General features: G+C 35.5%; 22 protein-coding genes and 1 tRNA gene. 20 read left to right on the top strand and 3 right to left on the bottom strand.

The annotated features are described in order from the left end of the window. Positions 1–16 precede the first annotated feature (16 nt). The 6 genes from eno to V4D31_RS04415 all read left to right on the top strand — a co-directional run bounded on the left by eno (position 17) and on the right by V4D31_RS04415 (position 6,142). Positions 17–1,297 (top strand): phosphopyruvate hydratase, encoded by a 1,281-nt coding sequence (gene eno / locus V4D31_RS04440; protein ID WP_353687034.1) that lies wholly within the window; start codon positions 17–19, stop codon positions 1,295–1,297. Continuing rightward, positions 1,298–1,627: a septum formation initiator family protein gene (locus tag V4D31_RS04435; protein ID WP_353687033.1), complete on the top strand. Its 330-nt coding sequence runs from the start codon at positions 1,298–1,300 to the stop codon at positions 1,625–1,627. Continuing rightward, a complete protein-coding gene (locus V4D31_RS04430; RefSeq protein WP_353687032.1) occupies positions 1,624–3,756 on the top strand; it encodes a glycoside hydrolase family 57 protein in 2,133 nt (710 codons plus the stop codon). Before V4D31_RS04435 ends, V4D31_RS04430 begins: the two co-directional genes overlap by 4 nt. Before the next feature lie 51 nt (positions 3,757–3,807). Beyond that, a tRNA-OTHER gene (locus V4D31_RS04425) sits at positions 3,808–3,900 on the top strand. 51 nt (positions 3,901–3,951) lie between these two features. After that, complete coding sequence (locus V4D31_RS04420; RefSeq protein ID WP_353687031.1) at positions 3,952–4,815, top strand: UbiA-like polyprenyltransferase; 864 nt, start codon at positions 3,952–3,954, stop codon at positions 4,813–4,815. A gap of 16 nt (positions 4,816–4,831) precedes the next feature. Then, a complete protein-coding gene (locus V4D31_RS04415; protein ID WP_353687030.1) occupies positions 4,832–6,142 on the top strand; it encodes an amidohydrolase family protein in 1,311 nt (436 codons plus the stop codon). Here the strand turns inward: V4D31_RS04415 and holA are convergent. Continuing rightward, positions 6,139–7,029, bottom strand: a complete 891-nt coding sequence (gene holA / locus V4D31_RS04410) for a DNA polymerase III subunit delta (RefSeq protein WP_353687029.1) — start codon at positions 7,027–7,029, stop codon at positions 6,139–6,141. The two genes, V4D31_RS04415 and holA, sit on opposite strands and share 4 nt — an antisense overlap. Continuing rightward, positions 7,026–7,559, bottom strand: coding sequence for an LPS assembly lipoprotein LptE (gene lptE / locus V4D31_RS04405; RefSeq protein ID WP_353687028.1), 534 nt, complete (start codon positions 7,557–7,559; stop codon positions 7,026–7,028). Before lptE ends, holA begins: the two co-directional genes overlap by 4 nt. A 110-nt stretch (positions 7,560–7,669) precedes the next feature. Here lptE and V4D31_RS04400 point away from each other — a divergent pair, with 110 nt between their 5' ends. The 11 genes from V4D31_RS04400 to V4D31_RS04350 all read left to right on the top strand — a co-directional run bounded on the left by V4D31_RS04400 (position 7,670) and on the right by V4D31_RS04350 (position 16,588). After that, on the top strand, positions 7,670–8,293 hold the full coding sequence (locus tag V4D31_RS04400; protein WP_353687027.1) for an indolepyruvate oxidoreductase subunit beta: 624 nt from the start codon (positions 7,670–7,672) through the stop codon (positions 8,291–8,293). Next, complete coding sequence (locus V4D31_RS04395; RefSeq protein ID WP_353687026.1) at positions 8,244–9,539, top strand: phenylacetate--CoA ligase; 1,296 nt, start codon at positions 8,244–8,246, stop codon at positions 9,537–9,539. Before V4D31_RS04400 ends, V4D31_RS04395 begins: the two co-directional genes overlap by 50 nt. Before the next feature lie 9 nt (positions 9,540–9,548). After that, the gene (locus V4D31_RS04390; protein ID WP_353687025.1) at positions 9,549–9,971 is read left to right on the top strand and encodes an ACT domain-containing protein; all 423 of its coding nucleotides are present in this window, start codon (positions 9,549–9,551) and stop codon (positions 9,969–9,971) included. Between the two features lie 9 nt (positions 9,972–9,980). Next, a complete protein-coding gene (locus V4D31_RS04385; RefSeq protein WP_353687083.1) occupies positions 9,981–11,285 on the top strand; it encodes a phenylacetate--CoA ligase in 1,305 nt (434 codons plus the stop codon). A 9-nt stretch (positions 11,286–11,294) separates the two neighbouring features. Further along, positions 11,295–11,726 carry an ACT domain-containing protein gene (locus V4D31_RS04380; RefSeq protein WP_353687024.1) on the top strand — a complete coding sequence of 144 codons (432 nt, stop codon included), beginning with the start codon at positions 11,295–11,297 and terminating at the stop codon, positions 11,724–11,726. Positions 11,727–11,880: 154 nt separating this feature from the next. Then, a complete protein-coding gene (gene rpsP / locus V4D31_RS04375) occupies positions 11,881–12,123 on the top strand; it encodes a 30S ribosomal protein S16 (RefSeq protein ID WP_353687023.1) in 243 nt (80 codons plus the stop codon). A 52-nt stretch (positions 12,124–12,175) separates the two neighbouring features. After that, complete coding sequence (locus tag V4D31_RS04370) at positions 12,176–12,406, top strand: KH domain-containing protein (protein ID WP_028841925.1); 231 nt, start codon at positions 12,176–12,178, stop codon at positions 12,404–12,406. A 69-nt stretch (positions 12,407–12,475) separates the two neighbouring features. Next, positions 12,476–13,243, top strand: a complete 768-nt coding sequence (gene trmD, locus V4D31_RS04365; protein ID WP_353687022.1) for a tRNA (guanosine(37)-N1)-methyltransferase TrmD — start codon at positions 12,476–12,478, stop codon at positions 13,241–13,243. Continuing rightward, the gene (rplS, locus tag V4D31_RS04360; RefSeq protein ID WP_353687021.1) at positions 13,224–13,586 is read left to right on the top strand and encodes a 50S ribosomal protein L19; all 363 of its coding nucleotides are present in this window, start codon (positions 13,224–13,226) and stop codon (positions 13,584–13,586) included. Before trmD ends, rplS begins: the two co-directional genes overlap by 20 nt. Further along, on the top strand, positions 13,583–14,188 hold the full coding sequence (locus tag V4D31_RS04355) for a ribonuclease HII (protein WP_353687020.1): 606 nt from the start codon (positions 13,583–13,585) through the stop codon (positions 14,186–14,188). Before rplS ends, V4D31_RS04355 begins: the two co-directional genes overlap by 4 nt. A 3-nt stretch (positions 14,189–14,191) precedes the next feature. Further along, positions 14,192–16,588, top strand: a complete 2,397-nt coding sequence (locus V4D31_RS04350; protein ID WP_353687019.1) for a carbamoyltransferase HypF — start codon at positions 14,192–14,194, stop codon at positions 16,586–16,588. Positions 16,589–16,638: 50 nt separating this feature from the next. On the opposite strand, the gene V4D31_RS04345 is transcribed toward V4D31_RS04350, so the two are convergent. Then, positions 16,639–18,189 carry a thiamine pyrophosphate-dependent enzyme gene (locus V4D31_RS04345; RefSeq protein WP_353687018.1) on the bottom strand — a complete coding sequence of 517 codons (1,551 nt, stop codon included), beginning with the start codon at positions 18,187–18,189 and terminating at the stop codon, positions 16,639–16,641. 81 nt (positions 18,190–18,270) lie between these two features. Here V4D31_RS04345 and cimA point away from each other — a divergent pair, with 81 nt between their 5' ends. The 3 genes from cimA to V4D31_RS04330 are packed head-to-tail and all read left to right on the top strand — an operon-like array spanning position 18,271 to position 20,517. Further along, positions 18,271–19,875, top strand: a complete 1,605-nt coding sequence (gene cimA / locus V4D31_RS04340) for a citramalate synthase (protein WP_353687017.1) — start codon at positions 18,271–18,273, stop codon at positions 19,873–19,875. After that, positions 19,850–20,185: a phosphoribosyl-AMP cyclohydrolase gene (hisI, locus tag V4D31_RS04335; RefSeq protein WP_353687016.1), complete on the top strand. Its 336-nt coding sequence runs from the start codon at positions 19,850–19,852 to the stop codon at positions 20,183–20,185. The genes cimA and hisI overlap by 26 nt, the downstream gene beginning before the upstream one ends. Then, positions 20,182–20,517, top strand: coding sequence for a histidine triad nucleotide-binding protein (locus tag V4D31_RS04330; protein WP_353687015.1), 336 nt, complete (start codon positions 20,182–20,184; stop codon positions 20,515–20,517). Before hisI ends, V4D31_RS04330 begins: the two co-directional genes overlap by 4 nt. Positions 20,518–20,520 lie beyond the last annotated feature (3 nt).

The following is a 20,520-nucleotide window of genomic DNA, read 5'->3' as shown; positions in this document are numbered from 1 at the left end:
TAAAGGAGGCTTTAAGATGGGAGAAATTATTGACATAGTGGCAAGAGAAGTTCTTGATTCAAGAGGTAATCCAACAGTGCAGGTAGATGTTTATCTTGACAGTGCAGTTATAGCAACGGCAACTGTTCCATCTGGAGCATCTACTGGAACAAGAGAAGCTCTTGAGTTAAGAGATGGGGATAAAAAAAGATATTTTGGTAAAGGAGTTCAAAAAGCAGTTGAAAATATAATAAACGAAATAGCTCCAAATATCATTGGAATGGAATCCCTTGATCAGGAAGGAATTGATAAATTTTTGATAGAGCTTGATGGAACAGAAAACAAAAGCAGACTCGGTGCAAATGCTATTTTAGCAGTATCAATGGCTGTTTGCAAAGCTTCTGCTGAAGAAGTGGGACTGCCTCTTTATAGATATATTGGTGGCACGAATGCAAAAGTTTTACCAGTTCCTATGATGAATATAATAAATGGAGGAGTTCATGCAGACAACAATCTTGATATTCAGGAGTTTATGATTGTTCCTGCTGGTTTTACAAAGTTTTCTCAAGCTCTGAGAGCAGGAGTTGAAGTTTTCCATACTCTGAAATCGTTACTAAAAAAGAAAGGACTCAGCACAGCAGTTGGTGATGAAGGAGGATTTGCTCCGATGCTTAGCAGTAATGAAGAAGCAATTAAACTAATTCAGCAAGCAATAAAAGAAGCTGGATATGAACCTGGAAAAGAAATTTATATAGCCCTGGACGTAGCAGCTTCAGAACTCTTCAGTGATGGATTTTACACAGTTGAAGGTAAAAAACTCAATTCAAAAGATATGGTTGACTACTATGAATCTCTCATTGATAAATATCCAATAATTTCAATAGAAGACGGAATGAGCGAGGCTGATTGGGACGGATGGGAGCTTTTAAGTCAGAGACTTAAAAACAGAGTTCAACTTGTTGCAGACGATTTAGTAGTTACAAATCCAAAAATAATCAGGGAGGCGATAAATAGAGGAATTGCCAACTCAATTCTGATTAAACTCAATCAGATTGGAACAGTATCTGAAACTCTACAGGCAATTGAACTTACAAAAATCAATAAATACACTGCTGTTGTATCTCATCGTTCTGGTGAAACAGAAGATACAACAATAGCAGACCTTTCAGTTGCCTGCAATACTGGTTTTATAAAAACAGGATCCCTTTCAAGAGGAGAAAGGATTGCAAAATACAACAGACTTTTACAAATAGAGGAGGAACTTGGTGATGTAACTCAATTTAAGGGCCTTTCAGTTTTTTATAATCTGGGTCTTTAAATGAAAAGGCATTCTCTCAAGGAACAACTTTTAAAAGAAAAAAAAAGAAATGAAAGAGTGTTTTTATTTTTGTTTCTTCTGATTACTCTGTTTCTTGCTTATAGTTTTTTATTTGGAGATATGGGTTATTTAAAGTACCTTGAGTTGAAAAAAAATGAACAAAAACTTATTAAAGAAATTACCCAGATTTCAATGGAAAATAACACCCTAAAAAATGAGATAGAACTATTAAAAAAAGACCCTTCTTACATGGAAAAATATGCCAGAGAAAAATTCGGAGTTGTTAAACCAGGAGAAATGGTTTTCCAATTTCAAAAAGAAGAAAAATGAGCATTAGTTTAGCAATTCTATGGCATATGCATCAACCCTACTACCATGATACACTGAAAAATAAATTTATGCTTCCATGGGTAAGGCTTCATGCAACAAAAGACTATCTTGATATGCTTCTTATTTTAAAAAATTTTCCTCAGGTGAAAGTATCTTTTAATCTTGTTCCTTCTCTTTTAAAGCAACTTAAAGAGTATGAAGCAGGAATTACTGATATTTTTTTTGAATACTCGCTTATTCCTGCAGAAGAACTTAATGAAGAACAAAAAGCCTTTATTATTGAAAACTTTTTTCTCGCAAACTGGAAAACAATGGTTGAGCCCTTTCCAAGATACAAAGAATTACTTGAAAAAAGAGGAAAAATTTATGGAGATCCATTAAAACTTTCAAAAAAATTTACATCTCAGGAACTTAGAGATCTTCAAACTCTTTTTAATCTTGTCTGGATAGATCCTTTGCATAGACAGCAAGATTTGTTTTTAAAAGAATTACAGAAAAAGGGAGCTAATTTCTCAGAAGAAGAAAAAAAACTTCTTCTTGAAAAACATCTTGAACTTATAAAACAAATTATTCCTGCCTATAAAGAAATGGCTCTTTCAGGACAGATTGAGCTGACAGTTTCTCCTTTTTATCATCCTATACTTCCTCTTATTTATGATAATTATAAAGCAAAGGAATGTATGCCTCTGGTCAAACTTCCTCAATACAATTTTCAAGCCCCAGAAGACGCAGAAGCCCAAATAAATAAAGCTGTTGTTTATTTTGAAGAACTCTTTGGTTTTAAACCTCAGGGAATGTGGCCATCTGAAGGCGCTGTAAGTGAGGAAATCATAAGACTAATTTCAAAGGCAGGAATTAAATGGACAGCAACAGATGAAGAAATTCTGGCTAAATCAATAAATGAAAATTTAAGAACTGGCGATAAATTGATAAATCCCTCAATTTTATATCAACCCTATGAGTTTGAGGAAGTAAAAATTTTTTTCAGAGATAGGGTACTTTCAGATTTGATAGGATTTGTCTATTCAAACTGGGAACCTCAAAAAGCAGTAAATGATTTTTTAAAAAGAATTCGTAATTCAACAAACTCTGGAGTAGTTTCTGTTATTCTTGATGGAGAAAATGCATGGGAGTATTATGAAAATGATGGAGAAGAATTTCTTAAAAAATTGTATGAAAGTCTGCAAAAAAGCAAAGATATAAAAACCGTAACATTTTCAGAGTATATTCAAGAAAATCCCGTGACAAAAAAATTAAAGAAAATCTTTCCAGGTTCATGGATTGGAGCTAACTTTTCAATATGGATTGGGCATGAAGAAGACAATCTCGCCTGGGATTACCTTTATAAAGTAAGAAAGGATTTGGTTTCTTTCCAAAAAGAAAATCCAGATAAAAATCTCTCTGAAGCATGGGAACAAATATATATCTCTGAAGGAAGTGACTGGAACTGGTGGTATGGAGATGAACACTATACAGAAACAAAGGATGTTTTTGATGAAATCTACAGACATAATCTAATAAGTGTGTATCTGAAAACTGGAAAAGAGCCACCAGCATTTCTCTATGTTCCAATCAGCAAGAAAATACGAGAAATTAAACCAGAAGTTGAGCCAAAAGGTTTTATATACCCAAAAATTGATGGAAAAGTAACAGGATATTTTGAATGGCTTGAAGCGGGAAGATTCAATCTTCAAAGAATCGGTGGAAGTATGCACAAATCAGAAAGTCTTTTTTCATATTTTTATTATGGATTCAATAGACAGAGTCTTTTTCTCAGGTTGGATCCAAAATTTTCAATAAAAGACTATACAGACATGACAATACAAATTCAGATCATTGAACCAAAAAGAATAAAAATAATTTATGAGACAATGGTCAATCAATTAGCTAAAATTTTTATTCAAGAAAATGAAACATGGATAAAAAAGGATGAAATAGACAGTGTAGCTTTTGATGAAATATTAGAAATTGAATTGCCATTTAATGTTATAGAAATAAAACAAGAAGAAAACATTTGTATTTTTATAGAAATTTTGAAAAATAGTTATTTAATCGATCGTGCCCCAATTGTTGGCTTTATAAAAATTCATGTTCCCCCACCAGATTTTGATAAATTAATGTGGTTTTAATAGGAAAAATCTATTTTACTTTTCGGAAATATTTATTTAAAATTTTTTATGGAGGGGTGTGGGACTGGTGTCCCTCCTGGTCTGCAAAACCAGTGATGGAGGATAATTTCCTCCAGTGGGTTCAATTCCCACCATCCCTCTCCAGTAAAACATGAATCCTCATCTTAACTGGGAAAATTAATGTTATAATATTTTATGTCCATATTGAATAAGGCTGTTCTTTATCTTAGAATGATTAAAATTGAACACAGTGTTTTTGCCCTTCCCTTTGCTTTTGCAGGAGCATTGCTTTCAGCTGGAGGAATTCCTCAGGTTGAAAAGATACTCTGGATTACTGTTGCAATGGTTACTGCACGAGCCAGTGCTTTTGGATTTAACAGAATAATTGACAGGAAAATAGATGCTCTTAATCCCAGAACTGCTCAGAGAGAGATTCCCACAGGAAAAATCAAACTATGGGAAGCAGCATTGTTCACTGTGCTTTGCCTCATAATATTTGTTTATTCAGCATGGATGTTAAATCCCCTTTGTTTTAAACTTTCTCCTTTGGCTATTTTTATACTTTTTATATATTCATATACAAAGAGGTTTACATGGGCATGCCATTTTGTGCTTGGATTAGCTCTTGCCCTTGCACCACTTGGAGCATGGATTGCTGTTAGGGGAAGTTTTAACTGGGAGATAATTCCAATGGTTTTGACAGTTGTTTTCTGGCTTGCTGGCTTTGATACTCTTTATGCAATGTGGGATGTGGATTTTGATAAAAAATACGGCATCTATTCTATTCCAAAAGTCTTTGGAGTAAAAAAAGCAATATACCTTGCAAGGCTTTTTCATTTTATTGCATGGAGCTTTCTTGTTTTAACAGGTTTTATTTTCAAGTTAAACATGTTTTACTGGCTTGGAATGGCAGTGGTTGCCTATTTATTCATAAATGAACACAGACTTGTAAAACCCCATGACCTTTCAAAGCTTAATATTGCTTTCTTTAATATGAATGGATATATAAGTGTAACCGTATTCATATTTACTGCAATGGCTGTATTGATAAAGCTTTAGGAGGAGCAATAAACAGATGTTTATAGTTCGTGCACAATACTTGATTACGATGAATAAAAAAGATGAAGTAATTGAAAACGGAGCAGTGGTTGTTGAAGATGGAAGAATTAAGGATATTGCAGAGTTCACAGAGATATTAAAAAAATATAAAGACCCTTCAATTCCCATATATGGCAACTCTCATTCAGCCTTGATGCCTGGGTTTATAAACACCCATACACATGCTGCAATGGTCTTATTCAGAGGCATTGCCGATGACCTGCCTCTTAAACAGTGGCTTACTGAGCATATATGGCCCAGAGAGGCAAAATTCTTAAGCCATGAATTTGTTTATGATGGAACCTTGCTTGCCTCATTGGAGATGCTTAAAAGCGGAACAACAACATTTAATGACATGTATTTTTTCACTGAATCCGTTGCAGATGCAGCAAAAAAACTCGGGATAAGGGCAGTCATTGGACAGGGGGTTCTTGATTTCCCCACTGCATCAGGAAATGGAGCTGATGACTATCTTAAAAAAGCTAAAGAATTCATTGAAAAATACGGAAGCGACGAACTCATTATTCCTGCTGTGGCACCTCATGCCATTTATACATGTAGCAGGGAAACGCTTATTAAATCAAAAGAGTTTGCATTGAAAAACAGAGTTCCCATTCATATCCATCTCAGTGAAACATTTCATGAAGTTGAGGAATGCATTAAAGAGCATGGTAAAAGACCTGTTAAATATCTTGATGAAATAGGCTTTCTTGAAGGGAGAATAATCGCTGCACATTCAGTATGGCTTGATGATGAAGAAATGGAGATTATGGCTGAAAGAGGCATCGGAGTTTCCCATTGCATTGAAAGCAATCTCAAGCTTTCAAGTGGGGTTGCGCCTGTAGCAAGAATGATCAAAAAAGGTGTAAAAGTAAGCATGGGAACAGATGGTGCAGCAAGCAACAACAACCTTGACCTTCTTGAAGAGATTGCAATTGCAGCAAAGGTTCAAAAGGGAATTACAGCAGATCCAACCGTGCTTGATGTAAAAACCTCCATGAAAATGCTTACAGTATGGGCAGCAGAATCCCTTGGGATTGAAAATGAAACAGGAAGTATAGAAATAGGTAAAAAAGCTGACATGATTTTAATAAATCTAAGAAAGCCCCATCTACAGCCTGTTTATGATATATACTCAACAATAATCTATTCTGCAAAGGCATCTGACATTGAAGATGTTTTTGTTAATGGTGTTCCTGTGATAATCAATGGCAGGCATCAGTTTGTTGATGAAGATGAGATAATTGATAAAGCACTGTGGTGGGCTGAAAGAATAAAATCCTCCTAATCCTTCATCAACTCATAGACAAGCATATCAAGGCTTAAGCTACGAGCCTGTCTTAATGAAAGATTTGCTCTGTAAAGAAGTGAGTAGACTTTTTCATCTAAATCGTTTTTATTGTTATAATACCAGTTCAATGCTCCAAGAATCATGTCTGGTTCAGTATTTTGAAGTTTATCAAGAAGTTTGAATGCTCTTTGTCTGTCCTTTTTCTTTATAGCATCAACAAGGTCAAAGGGTGTAAACTCTCCAAGCTCTGTTAGAATATCCTTGATGTCAAAAAGTCCTATATGAGATTTCTCTGTAAGAAGCGATATTTTTTCAATCTCAGAAGAAATCAAACCCGGCTGTCCACCGGTAATATCAATTAAATAATAGACCGCATCTGGTTTGAGAGAGATTCCAAATTGTGATGCCTTGTAAGTTATCCATGCAGGAAGCTCTCTTTCATAAATATCAAAATTATAAACAGCAGCACTAAATCTCTCTTTGTCACTGCTACCATCAGCAGCTTTTTTTACAAAATTGACCTCTTCAGAAATATCTTTGTATGAAGCATTGCACAGAACGATGAGATTAACATATGTATTACTCCTTACTTTAATCTTATTCAACCATTCAACTCTTTTTTCAGTTTTTTTTATTTTTTCAAAATTGTATACGAGCAGTATTCTTTTTGGAGTAAATAAAGAAATAGATGCAAATGAATTTGTATCAACTTCTTCTGGTGAATCATATATTTCAATGGAAATTGAATCAAAGTTTCTACGAATGAGACTTCCTGCTTCAAAAAGAAAAAATTGTTCCTGAGCATAGCAAAAATAAAGGTATTTCAGGAGTCCCTTTTTTATTTCCTGTTCAAATTTCTGTATTTCAAGTAAGGAATCTCTCATTCTTCATGTTTTTCTTCTTTATCAAAAATAAGCTTTCTTACCATGTCATCGCATATGTCCCTTATTAAAGAATCTATAGCAAGCTCTTTATTAGCAATTACATTTGGTAAGTCCCTTGTAGTTCTAAAAAATGTTGTAAAAGGTGAAGATGGTGTGAACTCTTTTATTTTATTCCCTTTTTCATCATAAAGAATTGCCTTAACTTCCATAACGATCTGATACTCCACAGTATTAAGTCCAATTTCCGAAAGAGTAATCAGGCGATAATTTTTTATTTGAATGTCAAGCACTCTGCTGGCAGATGATGTAAGAGTAAAGCCGTTGTCAATAAGTGTTTGATAGGCAATTTTTCTCATTTTATCCTGAAGTCCTGGTTCAAGAGTAAGATTTTCAACATTTCTAAAGTAAAGCTCCTGAAAAGGCAAATCAGCCTTTGTATAAATCCTGTATCCACAGCTCTGCAGAATGAGGCTAAAAATCAATAGGAAAGTAAAAATGTTTAAAATCTTTCGTTTTTCTGCAATGTTCATGTAATTTATGATACCATAACTCAGTTATTCTTTGCTGACTCTGCAAGCCTGATTCAAAAAATTCTGCCATACTATTGCAAACTATTTTTATCATATGTTAGAATTTTTCCATGTCTACAACCAACATAATTTTATCTGGAACCGGCGGGCAGGGAATTATTCTATCAAGCAGAATTATTGCCCAGGTTGCTTTTCAGAGTGGATATGATGTTAAAGAAAGTGAAATTCATGGAATGGCTCAAAGAGGTGGAAGTGTTATAAGTCATATAAGATTTGGAGATAAAGTTTTCTCTCCACAGATTCCCTCTGGTAAAGCTCATATAATAGTAGCACTGGAAGAACTTGAAGCATTAAGATATTTACGATTTCTTAAAAAAAATGGGATTGTAATTTTAAATAAGAAAAAAATTCTTCCAGCAATGGCTGAAGAAAAAGACTATCCTCAGGATGTGGAGAGTCTCCTTAATCAAAAAGGCTTTGTTGTCATTCCAGTGCAAGCAGACAAAATTGCAAAACAACTGGGAAATGCCAAAGTAGAAAACTCTGTAATACTTGGGATTCTCTCAACTTTGCTATCTTTTAAGGAAGAAACATGGCATGATGTGATTTCAAAGGCAGTTCCACCAAACACAATTGATCTTAATATAAAAGCATTCAATGAAGGCAGGAGGTTAATAAAAGAAAATGCCATTCTGGAACAAAGAATTAGAAACATTGCCGAGGCAAAAACTTGAGAAGCTACAGTTTGCAAGATTAAAAAGGGTTCTCACAAGAGTTTATCAAAAAGTCCCTCACTACAGAAAGAAATTTCAGGATGCAGGAGTAAATCCTTCAAAGCTTAAATCTCTTGAAGATATAAAATGTTTTCCCTTTACAACGAAGGAGGACCTTTTTGTTGATTATCCTTATGGACTTCTTACCGTTACTCCTGAAAAGGTAATCAGACTTCATACATCAAGTGGAACAACTGGAAAACCCAAGGCAATATTTTTTTCAAAAAAAGATATAAATAACTCAGCAGAGCTAATTGCTCGTTGTCTTGTTATGACAGGTGCTACAAAGGGGGATATTTTACAAAACAGTATGACCTATGGACTCTTTACTGGAGCTTTTGTAATGCATTATGGAGCTGAAAAAGTGGGGATTCTTGTAATTCCTGCTGGACCTGGAAATACTGAAAGGCAGATTAATTTAATGAAAGATTTTGGAACAACCATACTTCACATTACTCCAAGTTATGCTCTTTATGTTGCCTCTGTGCTTTATGAAAAAGGAATTGATCCAAGAAAGGAACTAAAACTTAAGAGAGCCTATCTTGGTGCAGAACCGTACTCTGAAGAGACAAGAAAAAAAATTGAAAATATGCTTGGCATAGATATTTATAACTGTTATGGACTTACAGAGATGAATGGTCCTGGAGTTGGATTTGAATGCCCATACAAAGAGGGACTTCATATATGGGAAGACAATTTTCTTATGGAGATCATCAATCCTGAAACAGGCGCCCCTTTACCTGATGGTGAGATTGGTGAACTCGTTTTAACAACCCTTAACAGGGAAGCAATGCCTCTTATAAGATATAGAACAAGGGATTTAACAAGAATTATTTCAGAACCATGCAAATGTGGTAGAACTCATAGAAGAATTTCAAGAATTCTTGGCAGATCTGATGACATGTTCATAGTTAAAGGAGTCAATATCTTTCCGCAGCAGATTGAGCAGGTGCTTATGGGAATTAAGGGTGTTGCCCAAAATTATCAAATTGTTCTTGAGTCTTATGATGAAATGATTGTCAAGGTGGAGATTGACAGAGAGCTTTTTGACGGAAAAATTGAGAAATTAATTAAATTAAAAGAGGAAATCGTAGAGAAAATCAGGTCTGCTACGATGGTAAAGCCAAAAGTAGAACTTCTTGAACCAGGGACACTACCTGTCAGTGAAGGAAAAGCAAAAAGAGTTATTGATAAAAGAACAATTTAGGAGGCTTATATGGATAAAATTTACATAATTTCAGTATTTGCTGAGAACAAACCTGGAAGACTTGAAAGAATTACAAAAGTTCTTGCAGAAGCAAACATAAATATTCTCGCTTTTTCCATTACAAGCACCAATGGATTTGGAATAATAAAGTTTATGGTTGACAGATGTAAAGAAGCCTTCCAACTGTTAAAAGAAAAAGGATTTACGGTGTCGCTCAATGAAGCGATTGGAATTGAAATGAAGGATCAACCTGGTGGACTTCATGAAGTTGTTAAAATTTTATCTTCAAAGGGCATAAATATTGAAAGTGCTGCTGTTTATGTTGCTGAAACAAGAAAAAAAGCTTACTTAATTGTTGAAGTAGAAAACACTCAAAAGGCTATGGAAGCTCTTAAAAGTGAAAATCTTAATTTTTTAAAACCTATTGAATGAGGTGATATGATGATATGGAATAAAGAAATGGAATGCATGTCAGAAGAAGAACTCAGAGCATTACAACTTGAGCGGTTAAAACAAACAATTAAGAGGGCATATGAAAAAGTTCCTTACTACAGAAAAAAATTTGATGAAGTAGGACTTAAGCCAGAAGACATAAAAACTCTTGATGATATTAAAAACATTCCATTTACATCAAAGGCAGACTTAAGAGAGGTTTATCCCTTTGGAATGTTTGCTGCTTCATTGAGTGAAATTGTTGAGATTCACATGTCCAGTGGAACAACTGGAAAACCTGTTGTGGCAGGATATACACGCAATGACATTGAAGTATGGGCTGAAGTAATGGCAAGATGCCTTACAATGGCTGGAGCCACAAAAGATGATATTATTCAGAACTGTTATGGATATGGTCTTTTTACTGGTGGATTTGGAGTTCACTATGGAGCTCAAAAAATCGGAGCAATGATTGTGCCAGCAAGTGCTGGAAATACAAGAAGACAGATTGAAATAATGAGAGATTTTGGCTCAACGATTCTTACATGTACACCCTCTTATGCTCTTTATATGGCTGAAGTAGCAGAGGAGATGGGAGTTGAACCGAGAACTCTTAAGCTCAAGGCAGGATGTTTTGGTGCTGAAATGTGGACCGAGCAGATGAGAAAAGAGATTGAGAAGAGATTTAACATAAACGCGCTTAATATTTATGGATTAACTGAAATAATCGGACCAGGCGTTGCCCATGAATGTATTGAGAAAAAAGGATTGCATGTTTTTGAAGATCATTTTTATGTGGAAATAATTGATCCTGACACAGGTGATACTTTGCCTGATGGAAAAAGAGGAGAACTTGTCCTTACAACCCTTACCCGGGAAGGAATGCCCATGTTAAGATTTAGAACAAGAGATATAACTTCAATCATTCGGGAAAAATGCGCCTGTGGAAGAACTTTTGCAAAAATTGAAAGAATTCGTGGAAGAACTGATGACATGATAAAAGTAAGAGGGGTTATGATATTCCCATATCAAATTGAAAGAGCTATTCTGGAAGTTCAAGGAATTGAACCCCATTATCAGATTGTTGTTACAAGACCTCAGCATCTTGACGAGATAGAAGTAATGGTGGAGATGTCAAAGGAAACTTTTTCTGATGAAGTAAAACACATTGAGAATCTCAGGAAAAAGCTTGAAAAAAGAATTGAAGAAACCATTGGCATAAGAGTAAAAGTTAGCCTTGTTGAACCAAAAAGTCTGCCAAGAAGCGAAGGAAAAGCAAAAAGAGTTATTGATAAAAGAACATTAATAGATTAGGAGGAAAAAATGAAAATAAAGCAGATCTCGGTTTTTCTGGAAAATAAAAGAGGAAGACTTTACGAAGCTTTAAAAGCACTGGCAGAGCAAGATATAAACATAAGAGCTCTTTCAATTGCTGATACTTCTGAGTTTGGAATTCTGAGAATGATTGTTACAGATCCTGAAAAAGCTAAAGATATTCTTGAAAAAAATGAATTTACAGTAAAACTTACCAATGTAATAGCTATTGCAGTTAAGGACCAACCAGGAGGACTGGCAGAGGCTCTGAAACATCTTTACGATTCAAACATAAATATTGAATATATTTACGCCTTTGTGGAAAAATCAGGACAGAAGGCTGTTGTTGTTCTTAGGACTGAAAATCTTGACAAGACAATATCAATTCTTCAGGAAAAAGGTATAACTCTTTTAAGCTGGGATGATGTTTTAGTTCTTTAATACTTGCAAGACCTTGAAAACATATAAAATTCTCAGATGTCACTCAATCCAGCTTAAATTCTATTGGAAATTTTGAATTTAAAAAAAAGTTGAATTTAATGGCTATAAATATGTAATATATAATTTAATATATAAGGATTAACTACTCGGAGGTATGCAATTGGTTAGAATAAGACTTATGAGATTGGGAGCAAAGAAAAAACCTTTCTACAGAGTTGTTGTAGCTGATGCAAGAGCTAGAAGAGATGGCCCTTTTATTGAAATTGTAGGTACCTATAATCCCAAAAAAGACCCTGCAGAAGTCAATCTTAATATGGAAAGGGTCAAATACTGGCTACAGAAGGGCGCACAACCTTCGGATACTGTTAAAAAATTAATTGAACAGGTTTCTGCTTAACATACCCATTGGGGTATTTTACTACTCTTTTGACGGAGGTTAGAACATGAGCATGAAGACACTCATTGAGACAATGGCAAAGTCACTGGTGGACAAACCAGAGGAGGTTAAGGTTACTGAGATTGAGGGTGAGAAAACAACTGTTTATGAACTCAGAGTTGCTCCAAGTGATCTTGGAAAGGTCATCGGAAAGCAGGGTAAAACCGCAAGGGCTATGAGGACCATTCTTGGTGCTGCTGGAACAAAAGTTGGCAAAAGATGTGTCCTTGAAATTTTAGAATAGTCCATTAAAAAGAGTTAAATAAAGGGCGTGAAATCCACGCCCTTTTCTTTTGAGTTTGAATTAAAATTTATGAAATTTGAAGTGTTAACAATATTTCCTGAAATAATTGAATGCTACATAAAGCATGGCGTTGTTGGAAAAGCATTAAATAAAGGGATTGCAGAGGTGAAGATATACAATTTACGAGACTTTACATCTGATAAGCATAAAAAAGTGGATGATTATCCCTATGGTGGTGGAGCTGGAATGGTTATGCAGATAGAGCCATTTTACAAAGCCATAATGCATGTAAAGGAGGACAAAAAGCCCAAAAAGCTGTTACTGCTTTCTCCTCAGGGAAGAAAATTTATGCAGAAACTTGCACAGGAGTTTATAGAAGAAAATAAAGGAATGGTTTTAATATGCGGTAGATATGAGGGTATTGATGAGAGGGTTAAAGCATTTGTGGATGAGGAAGTCTCAGTGGGAGATTATGTTTTAAGTGGTGGAGAACTGGCAGCATTGGTTATAATAGATAGTATTGTAAGGCTAATACCAGGTGCACTGGGAGATGAGCTTTCAGCAGTGGAGGATTCCTTTATGAAAGGACTTTTAGACTATCCTCATTACACAAGGCCAGAGGATTTTAAGGGAATGAAAGTTCCTGAGGTTTTATTAAGTGGTGACCATAAAAAAATAGCTCTGTGGAGAAAACGTCAAGCTTTGAAAAACACATTGAAAAACAGACCTGATTTGTTGAAAAATTTATCCAGAGATGATATGAAAATTCTCAAAGAGCTTTGCTCTGAAATAAACAAAAAAATTCTGGAGGGAGTCTATGAACCAGTTAATAATTAGAGCCATAGAGGAGAGATTTAAGAAAACAGATATTCCTGATTTCAAACCAGGAGATACTCTTAAGGTTCATGTCAAGGTAAAAGAGGGAGACAAAGAAAGAATTCAGGTTTTTGAAGGTATTGTTATTGCTCGTAGAGGCGGAGGATTAAGAGAGACCTTTACAGTAAGAAAAATCTCTTTTGGAGTCGGTGTAGAGCGTGTATTCCCACTCCATAGCCCAATAATTGACAAAATTGAAGTGGTAAGAAAAGGTGATGTAAGAAGGGCTAAACTTTATTACTTGAGAACAAAGAAAGGAAAAGAGGCAAAGGTTAAAGAAAAGACAGAGTATCAAAAGGCATGAACCTCTTTGCCTTTGATGATGAAATCCTTTCTCAGGGTTACAGAAGCATTGCAGGTATAGACGAAGCTGGAAGAGGATGCCTTGCAGGTCCTGTTGTAGCAGCCTGTGTGAGTTTCAGAGATAACGTTTTTATTGAAGGCATAAAGGATTCAAAAGAATTAACTCCTGAACAAAGAGAAAGCTTTTTTGAAAAAATAATCAGCAACGCTTTTGTTGGAATTGGAATTATTGATGTAGAGCTGATTGACAGAATAAACATTCTTGAAGCTACCCGTCTTGCAATGAGCCTTGCTTATAAAAATCTTGGCAGAAATGTAGAGTTTTTACTGATAGATGCTGTTTACCTGCCAGATTTAAAAATTCCACAGAAAGCAATCATAAAGGGAGACCAGAAGAGTGCTTCGATTGCTGCTGCAAGCATTGTAGCCAAAGTAACAAGGGACAGAATAATGAGGCAATATCATGAAAAATACTATCAGTATGGTTTTGACAGACACAAAGGATATGCTACAAAGGAACATCTAAGGGCTTTAAAAAAATTCGGACCCTGCCCTATTCACAGAAAAAGCTTTTCTCCAGTAAGAGAATTAATGTTATTCTAATACATGAAACGCCTCCACATAAGAGTCAAAGGAGTTGTTCAGGGAGTAGGATTCAGACCCTTTGTTTACAATCTTGCAAAAAGTCTGAATTTAAATGGATATGTTACAAATACATCAAAGGGAGTAACAATTGAGATAGAAGGTGAAAAGGTTAATGAGTTCCTGAACAGATTGCGAAACGAGCCTCCTCCACTTGCAAAGATTTATTCAATTGATACTGAGGAGCTTCCGCCCAATAATTATCAAAGCTTTGACATAATTGAAAGCATAGATGATGCAGGATTTACCCATGTCTCAGAGGATGTATCCATATGTAATGACTGTCTAAGAGAGCTTTTTACTCCTTCTGACAGGAGATATCTCTATCCATTCATTAACTGCACAAACTGTGGTCCTCGTTATACGATTACATTGAAAGTTCCCTATGATAGAGCAAATACAACAATGTCTGTTTTTAATATGTGTGCTGATTGTCTTAAAGAATACAAAGACCCATCAAATAGAAGATTTCATGCTCAGCCAAATGCATGTCCTGTATGTGGTCCTCAGGTAAGGCTTTTTTTAAAGACTGACAGAGGATTAAAGGAGCTGGAAAATCCTGTTTTAGAGGCTATAAGGCTTATAAAACAGGGAAAGATTCTTGCAATAAGAGGGCTTGGAGGATTTCATCTATGCTGTGATGCAAAGAATGAAAAGGCAGTAGAGGAATTACGAAAGAGAAAGAAAAGAAGCAACAAGCCCTTTGCTTTAATGAGTCCTCATATTGAGTCAGTAGAAAAGTTTTGTTTTCTTTCAGAAGCTGAAAAAAGAATTTTGACCTCACCAACTCGACCTATTGTTCTTTTAAGAAAAAGGCCTGAATGTATGCTTCCAGATATGCTGGCTCTGAAAAATTCATGTCTTGGATTCATGTTACCATATACGCCACTTCATTATCTGTTGTTTTACTATCCAGAGCAAAAAGAAGACTCCTTGCTTTCGCTCCTTCAGCCTTCAGTCCTCAGTCCTCAACCTTTTGAGATACCGATGCAGCCTCACTTTGAAGCTCTTGTAATGACAAGCGGAAACATCTCTGAAGAACCAATAATAACAAAAAACGAAGAAGCGATAGAAAAACTTGGTAATGTGGCAGATGCTTTTTTGCTGCATAATAGAGAAATCTTTATGCGCGTTGATGACTCTGTTGTAAGAGAGCTTGAAGGCAATATTTACTTTATAAGAAGGGCAAGAGGATTTGTTCCAAAAGCAATATCTTTAAGGGAACAACTGCCTGAAGTTCTCGGAGCAGGTGCTGACCTGAAAAACACTTTCACGCTTATAAAGTCAAACTATGCAATAATGAGTCAGCACATAGGAGATATGGAAAATCTTGAAACCCTTGAGTTTTATGAGGAGGTTTTAAACAATCTAAAATTAGTATACCGCATAGAGCCTGTAGCTGTAGGGCATGATCTACATCCCATGTATTTTTCAACTAAATGGGCAAAGGAGCATGCAGAAAAAAAGACAATTCCAGCATTTGCTCTTCAGCATCATTACTGTCATATAGCATCCCTCATGGCAGAATACGGATTAGATGAACTCTTTGGAATTGCCTTTGATGGAACAGGCTATGGCACAGATGGCAGCATCTGGGGAAGTGAGTTTTTATACTGCAGTGTTGATGATTTCATAAGACTTGCCCATCTAAAGCCAATCAGTTTGCCAGGAGGTGAAAGTGCTATAAAGGAGTGCTCAAGAATAGCTCTTTCTCTGATTGATGATGCTTTCGGAGAAGATATGAGTTTAATAAAAAAGCTTCCTGTTGTAATGACAATGGAAGAAAACAAAATCAGACAAATACTGAAACTTAAAAAACTCTCTCAGTTTAGCCCCCCTTCTTCTGGAATGGGAAGGCTTTTTGACGGAGTTTCCTCCCTTCTTGGAGTCTGTCATTACAACACCTTTGAGGCAGAGGCAGCAATAGCTCTTGAAAGCTTGATTGAAGCAAGTATGGAGTATTCTGAAAAAGCCTGCTACAGTTTTAGTGTAGCTGAAAAAGAGACCAGTTCTTTAGTTATTGATTACACCTTCATGATAAAACAGCTCATTGATGACTTTCTTGCAGGCAGACCAGTTTCGGAAATCTCATGGAAGTTTCATAACACCATAATCAAAATAATCATTGAACTTACACAATATTTCAGAAAAAAATTAGGCTTTGACAGAGCTGGCTTAAGTGGAGGAGTCTTTCAGAATGCCTATTTAATAAAGGAAACCATAAAAGCTCTAAAAAAAATAGGTATAGAGCCCCTTTATCACATAAATGTTCCAAGCAATGACGCCTGCATATCCCTTGGTCAGGCTTACATAGTAGGAAAGAGATTAAAGAAGGCTTCAGCCAACCAGAGATCGTGTTGAAAAGACAGACGGCTTGATTAGAATATATGTCGGGAAATATTTTATTAGATTTAGCTCTTTAATTTTTTAGCCAGTAAAACACAAGCTCTGCGAGCTATTATGACATTAACTCCAGGATTGTCAAGTCCTCTTTTAATTGCTTCATAGGTTGTTTTTTTATCGTAGGGATCAACAACTTCCACTGAATCTGCGCCGCAGGCTTTACATAGTTCAGCAAGGTCTAATTTTTTTGTTTCTTCTCCCTTTGCTGTAATTCCAATAATCGGAGTTGGTTGATGTCCTGTCATTGCAACTGCTGAATTATCAAGAATGCAAACAAGAATATTTAATTTGTTGTAAACTGCATTTATCAGTGCTGGGATTCCTGAATGAATAAAGGTTGAATCACCAATTACAGCAACAACTCCCTTTATTCCCTGTGAAGCAATTCCTGCTGCTTTACTTATACTTGCGCCCATACAAAGGCATGTATCAATTGCCCTAAGAGGAGGATTTGCTCCAAGAGTATAACAGCCAATATCTCCGGTAACAAAGATTGGTTTGGCTTCATTTAATGCTTTATAAAACTCTCTATGAGGACATCCAGGACAGAGCATTGGAGGTCTTGGAATAACTCCGTTTTCTGAATCAGAAGATTTTATTCTGCCAAAAATTCTAAATAAAGGCTCTGGACCAAGTTCTCCTTCAAGAGGTAAATCTCCTGAAAGCTTTCCTCTGATGTTTGAACTGTATTTTCTTGCAATATTTTCAATAAAAGGATAACCCTCTTCTAATACAATTACCTCATCAAGAGCTGTAACAAAATCTTTAATTAAGTTTTCATCCACTGGATAGGCTGAAATTTTAAGAATGGGCAGAGATTCTTCCAATTCTCTTGCATAAAGATATGTAATACCACAAGCAATTATACCCCTTTTTTCTTTACCCGGAAAAATCTTATTGAATTCGTATTTTTCTATAAATTGTTTTATTTTTTCCTGCTTTTTATTTAATTCTCTATGGAGTCTTATTACATTTTTTGGCACGGCAATCAAATAATCAGGATTTTTTTCAAGCTTAATTTCTTTTTCAGGATTGATGTTGCCCAGGCTTACAGGAGCATAACAATGAAGCAGTCTTGTAATACTTCTTACCATTACTGGAAGAGCTAATTCTTCAGATATATCAAAGGCTAAATAAGTCATATCTTTGGCTTCCTGAGCATCTGAGGGCTCAAAGCATGGAATTTTTGCAAAAGAAGCATAAAAACGACTATCCTGCTCGTTCTGTGAAGAATAGGCACCAGGATCATCACCCACTGCCAGAACAAGACCACCTCTTACTCCAAGATATGCTGATGTCATAAAAGGATCAGATGCAACATTTAAGCCCACATGTTTCATTGAACAAAGTGCTCTTCTTCCAGTCAAAGACACACCATATGCAACTTCATAGGCTACTTTTTCATTAACAGACCACTCAGCAGCAACATTAGAATTTTTAGCAATGTATTCAAGGATTTGTGTTGCAGGAGTTCCTGGATAGGAAGAAGCATAAGAGATTCCTGCTTCAATAGCCCCTTGAGCAATTGCATCACATCCTAACATTAAAATCTTTGCCATAACTTCACCTTTTCAAAAATTTAATGCTATTTAATATAACACATCTTGCTTAATAATTCAAAAATATAATATATTACTTTTATGCAAACTGTAGAAATTTACGATACAACTCTAAGAGATGGTTCACAGGCAGAGGATATCTCTTTTTCAGTTGATGATAAATTAAGAATCACTGAAAAACTTGATGAACTTGGAATTCATTACATAGAAGGTGGATGGCCTGGCTCAAATCCAAAGGATGCTGAATACTTTAAAAAAGTAAAGAAACTTAATCTCAAAAACGCCACTGTAGTTGCCTTTGGAAGCACCCACAGACCAAAAATAAAAGTAGAAAGTGATTCAAATGTGAAATCCCTTATTGCCTCAGAAGCCAGAATATTAACAATTTTTGGCAAAACCTGGGATTTTCATGTAACAGAAGCTCTTAAAATATCTCTTGAAGAAAACCTTGAGCTTATTTTTAATACAGTCAGTTATTTAAAAAAGTACGCTGAAAAAGTCTTTTTTGATGCTGAACACTTTTTTGATGGATATAAAGACAATCCCGAGTATTCCATTAAATGTTTAAAAACTGCTCAGGAGGCTAAGGCAGACTGTATTATACTCTGCGACACAAACGGTGGAAGCCTTCCAGCTGATGTAGAAAAAATTGTAAAAGAGGTTAAAAAATCAATAAATACTCCTTTAGGAATTCATGCTCATAATGATTCTGACTGCGCTGTTGCTAACAGTATTACAGCAGTTTTAAATGGAGTTACTCAGGTTCAAGGAACTATGAACGGATTTGGTGAAAGATGTGGAAACGCCAACCTTTGCTCTGTTATTCCAAATCTGCAGTTGAAACTTGGATTTAAATGCCTTGATGAAGACAGATTAAAAAAACTCACTGAAATTTCAAGATTTATTTATGAAATAGCCAATCTCATTCCTTTTAAAAGACAGCCATTTGTAGGAGAAAGTGCCTTTGCTCATAAAGGAGGAGTTCATGTCAGTGCAGTTAGAAAGCGTCCAGAAACCTATGAACATATAAGACCTGAGCTTGTTGGAAATCGTCAAAGAATACTTGTTTCTGACCTTGCAGGGAAAAGCAATATCCTTAAAAAGGCAGAAGAATTTGGTATTAATCTTGATCCCAATTCTCCTGAGGTCCAAGCAATAGTTGATGCTGTGAAAACTTTAGAGAATGAAGGATTTCAATTTGAAGGAGCTGAAGCATCGCTTGAACTTTTATTCAGAAAGACGCTGGGATTAAAGAGGAAATTTTTTGATTTAATTGGATTTAGAGTTATAGATGAAAAAAGAAAAGGAGATGAACCAACATTGAGTGAGGCAACAATAATGGTAAAAGTTGGTAAAAGCATTGAGCATACTGCTGCCACAGGGAATGGACCAGTAAATGCTCTTGATAATGCCTTAAGAAAAGCTCTTGAAAGATTTTATCCTGAACTAAAAAAAGTAAAACTTAAAGATTACAAAGTCAGGGTGGTTAATTCAGGCAGAGGCACTGCTTCAAAAGTTAGAGTTTTAGTAGAATCAGGAGATGAAGAAAGCGTGTGGAGTACTGTTGGAGTATCTGAAAATATAATTGAAGCTTCATGGCAAGCAATAGTTGACAGTATTGAGTATAAACTTTGCAGAGAAAAAATAAAAAAGGAGAAAAATGAATCTGCCAGAACTGAAATTTGACGAAAATGGTCTCATTCCAGCAGTAATTCAGGAGATAGATACAAAGGAAGTTTTAATGGTTGCTTACATGGATAAAGAAGCATTAAGGAGAACCATTGAAACAGGGTTTACCCATTTCTGGTCTCGTTCAAGACAGACTTACTGGAAAAAGGGTGAAACCTCTGGCTGTGTTCAGGAAGTAAAGGAGATTTACTACGATTGTGATGCTGATACCCTTCTTGTCATGGTTAAACAACATGGTAAAGGAGCATGCCATACTGGAAACAGAACCTGTTTTTATAGAAAAATTGATTTCCAGAGTGTAAAATGAATTGTATATTTTGCAGAATTATAAAAAAGGAGATTCCATCAAAGATTGTTTATGAGGATGAATTAGTTTTAGCCTTTGAAGATATTGCTCCACAGGCACCAGTTCACATTCTTGTAATTCCGAAAAAGCACTACTCTACCCTGCTTGAAATTGAGGATAAAGAACTTATCGGACATATTTTTATGGTTATAAAAAAAATAGCTAAAGAAAAAGGCATTGATGAAAGAGGCTTTAGAGTGGTTATGAACTGCAATCATGAGGCAGGTCAGACAGTTTACCATGTTCACTTTCATCTTTTAGCTGGAAGGCAGATGCATTGGCCTCCCGGATAATAC

The organism is Thermodesulfovibrio sp. 3462-1, assembly GCF_040451425.1.
Classification (GTDB): Bacteria; Nitrospirota; Thermodesulfovibrionia; order Thermodesulfovibrionales; family Thermodesulfovibrionaceae; genus Thermodesulfovibrio; species Thermodesulfovibrio obliviosus.
The sequence above is the reverse complement of the archived record's forward strand: the minus strand, read 5'-3'. Positions and strand labels throughout refer to the sequence as shown.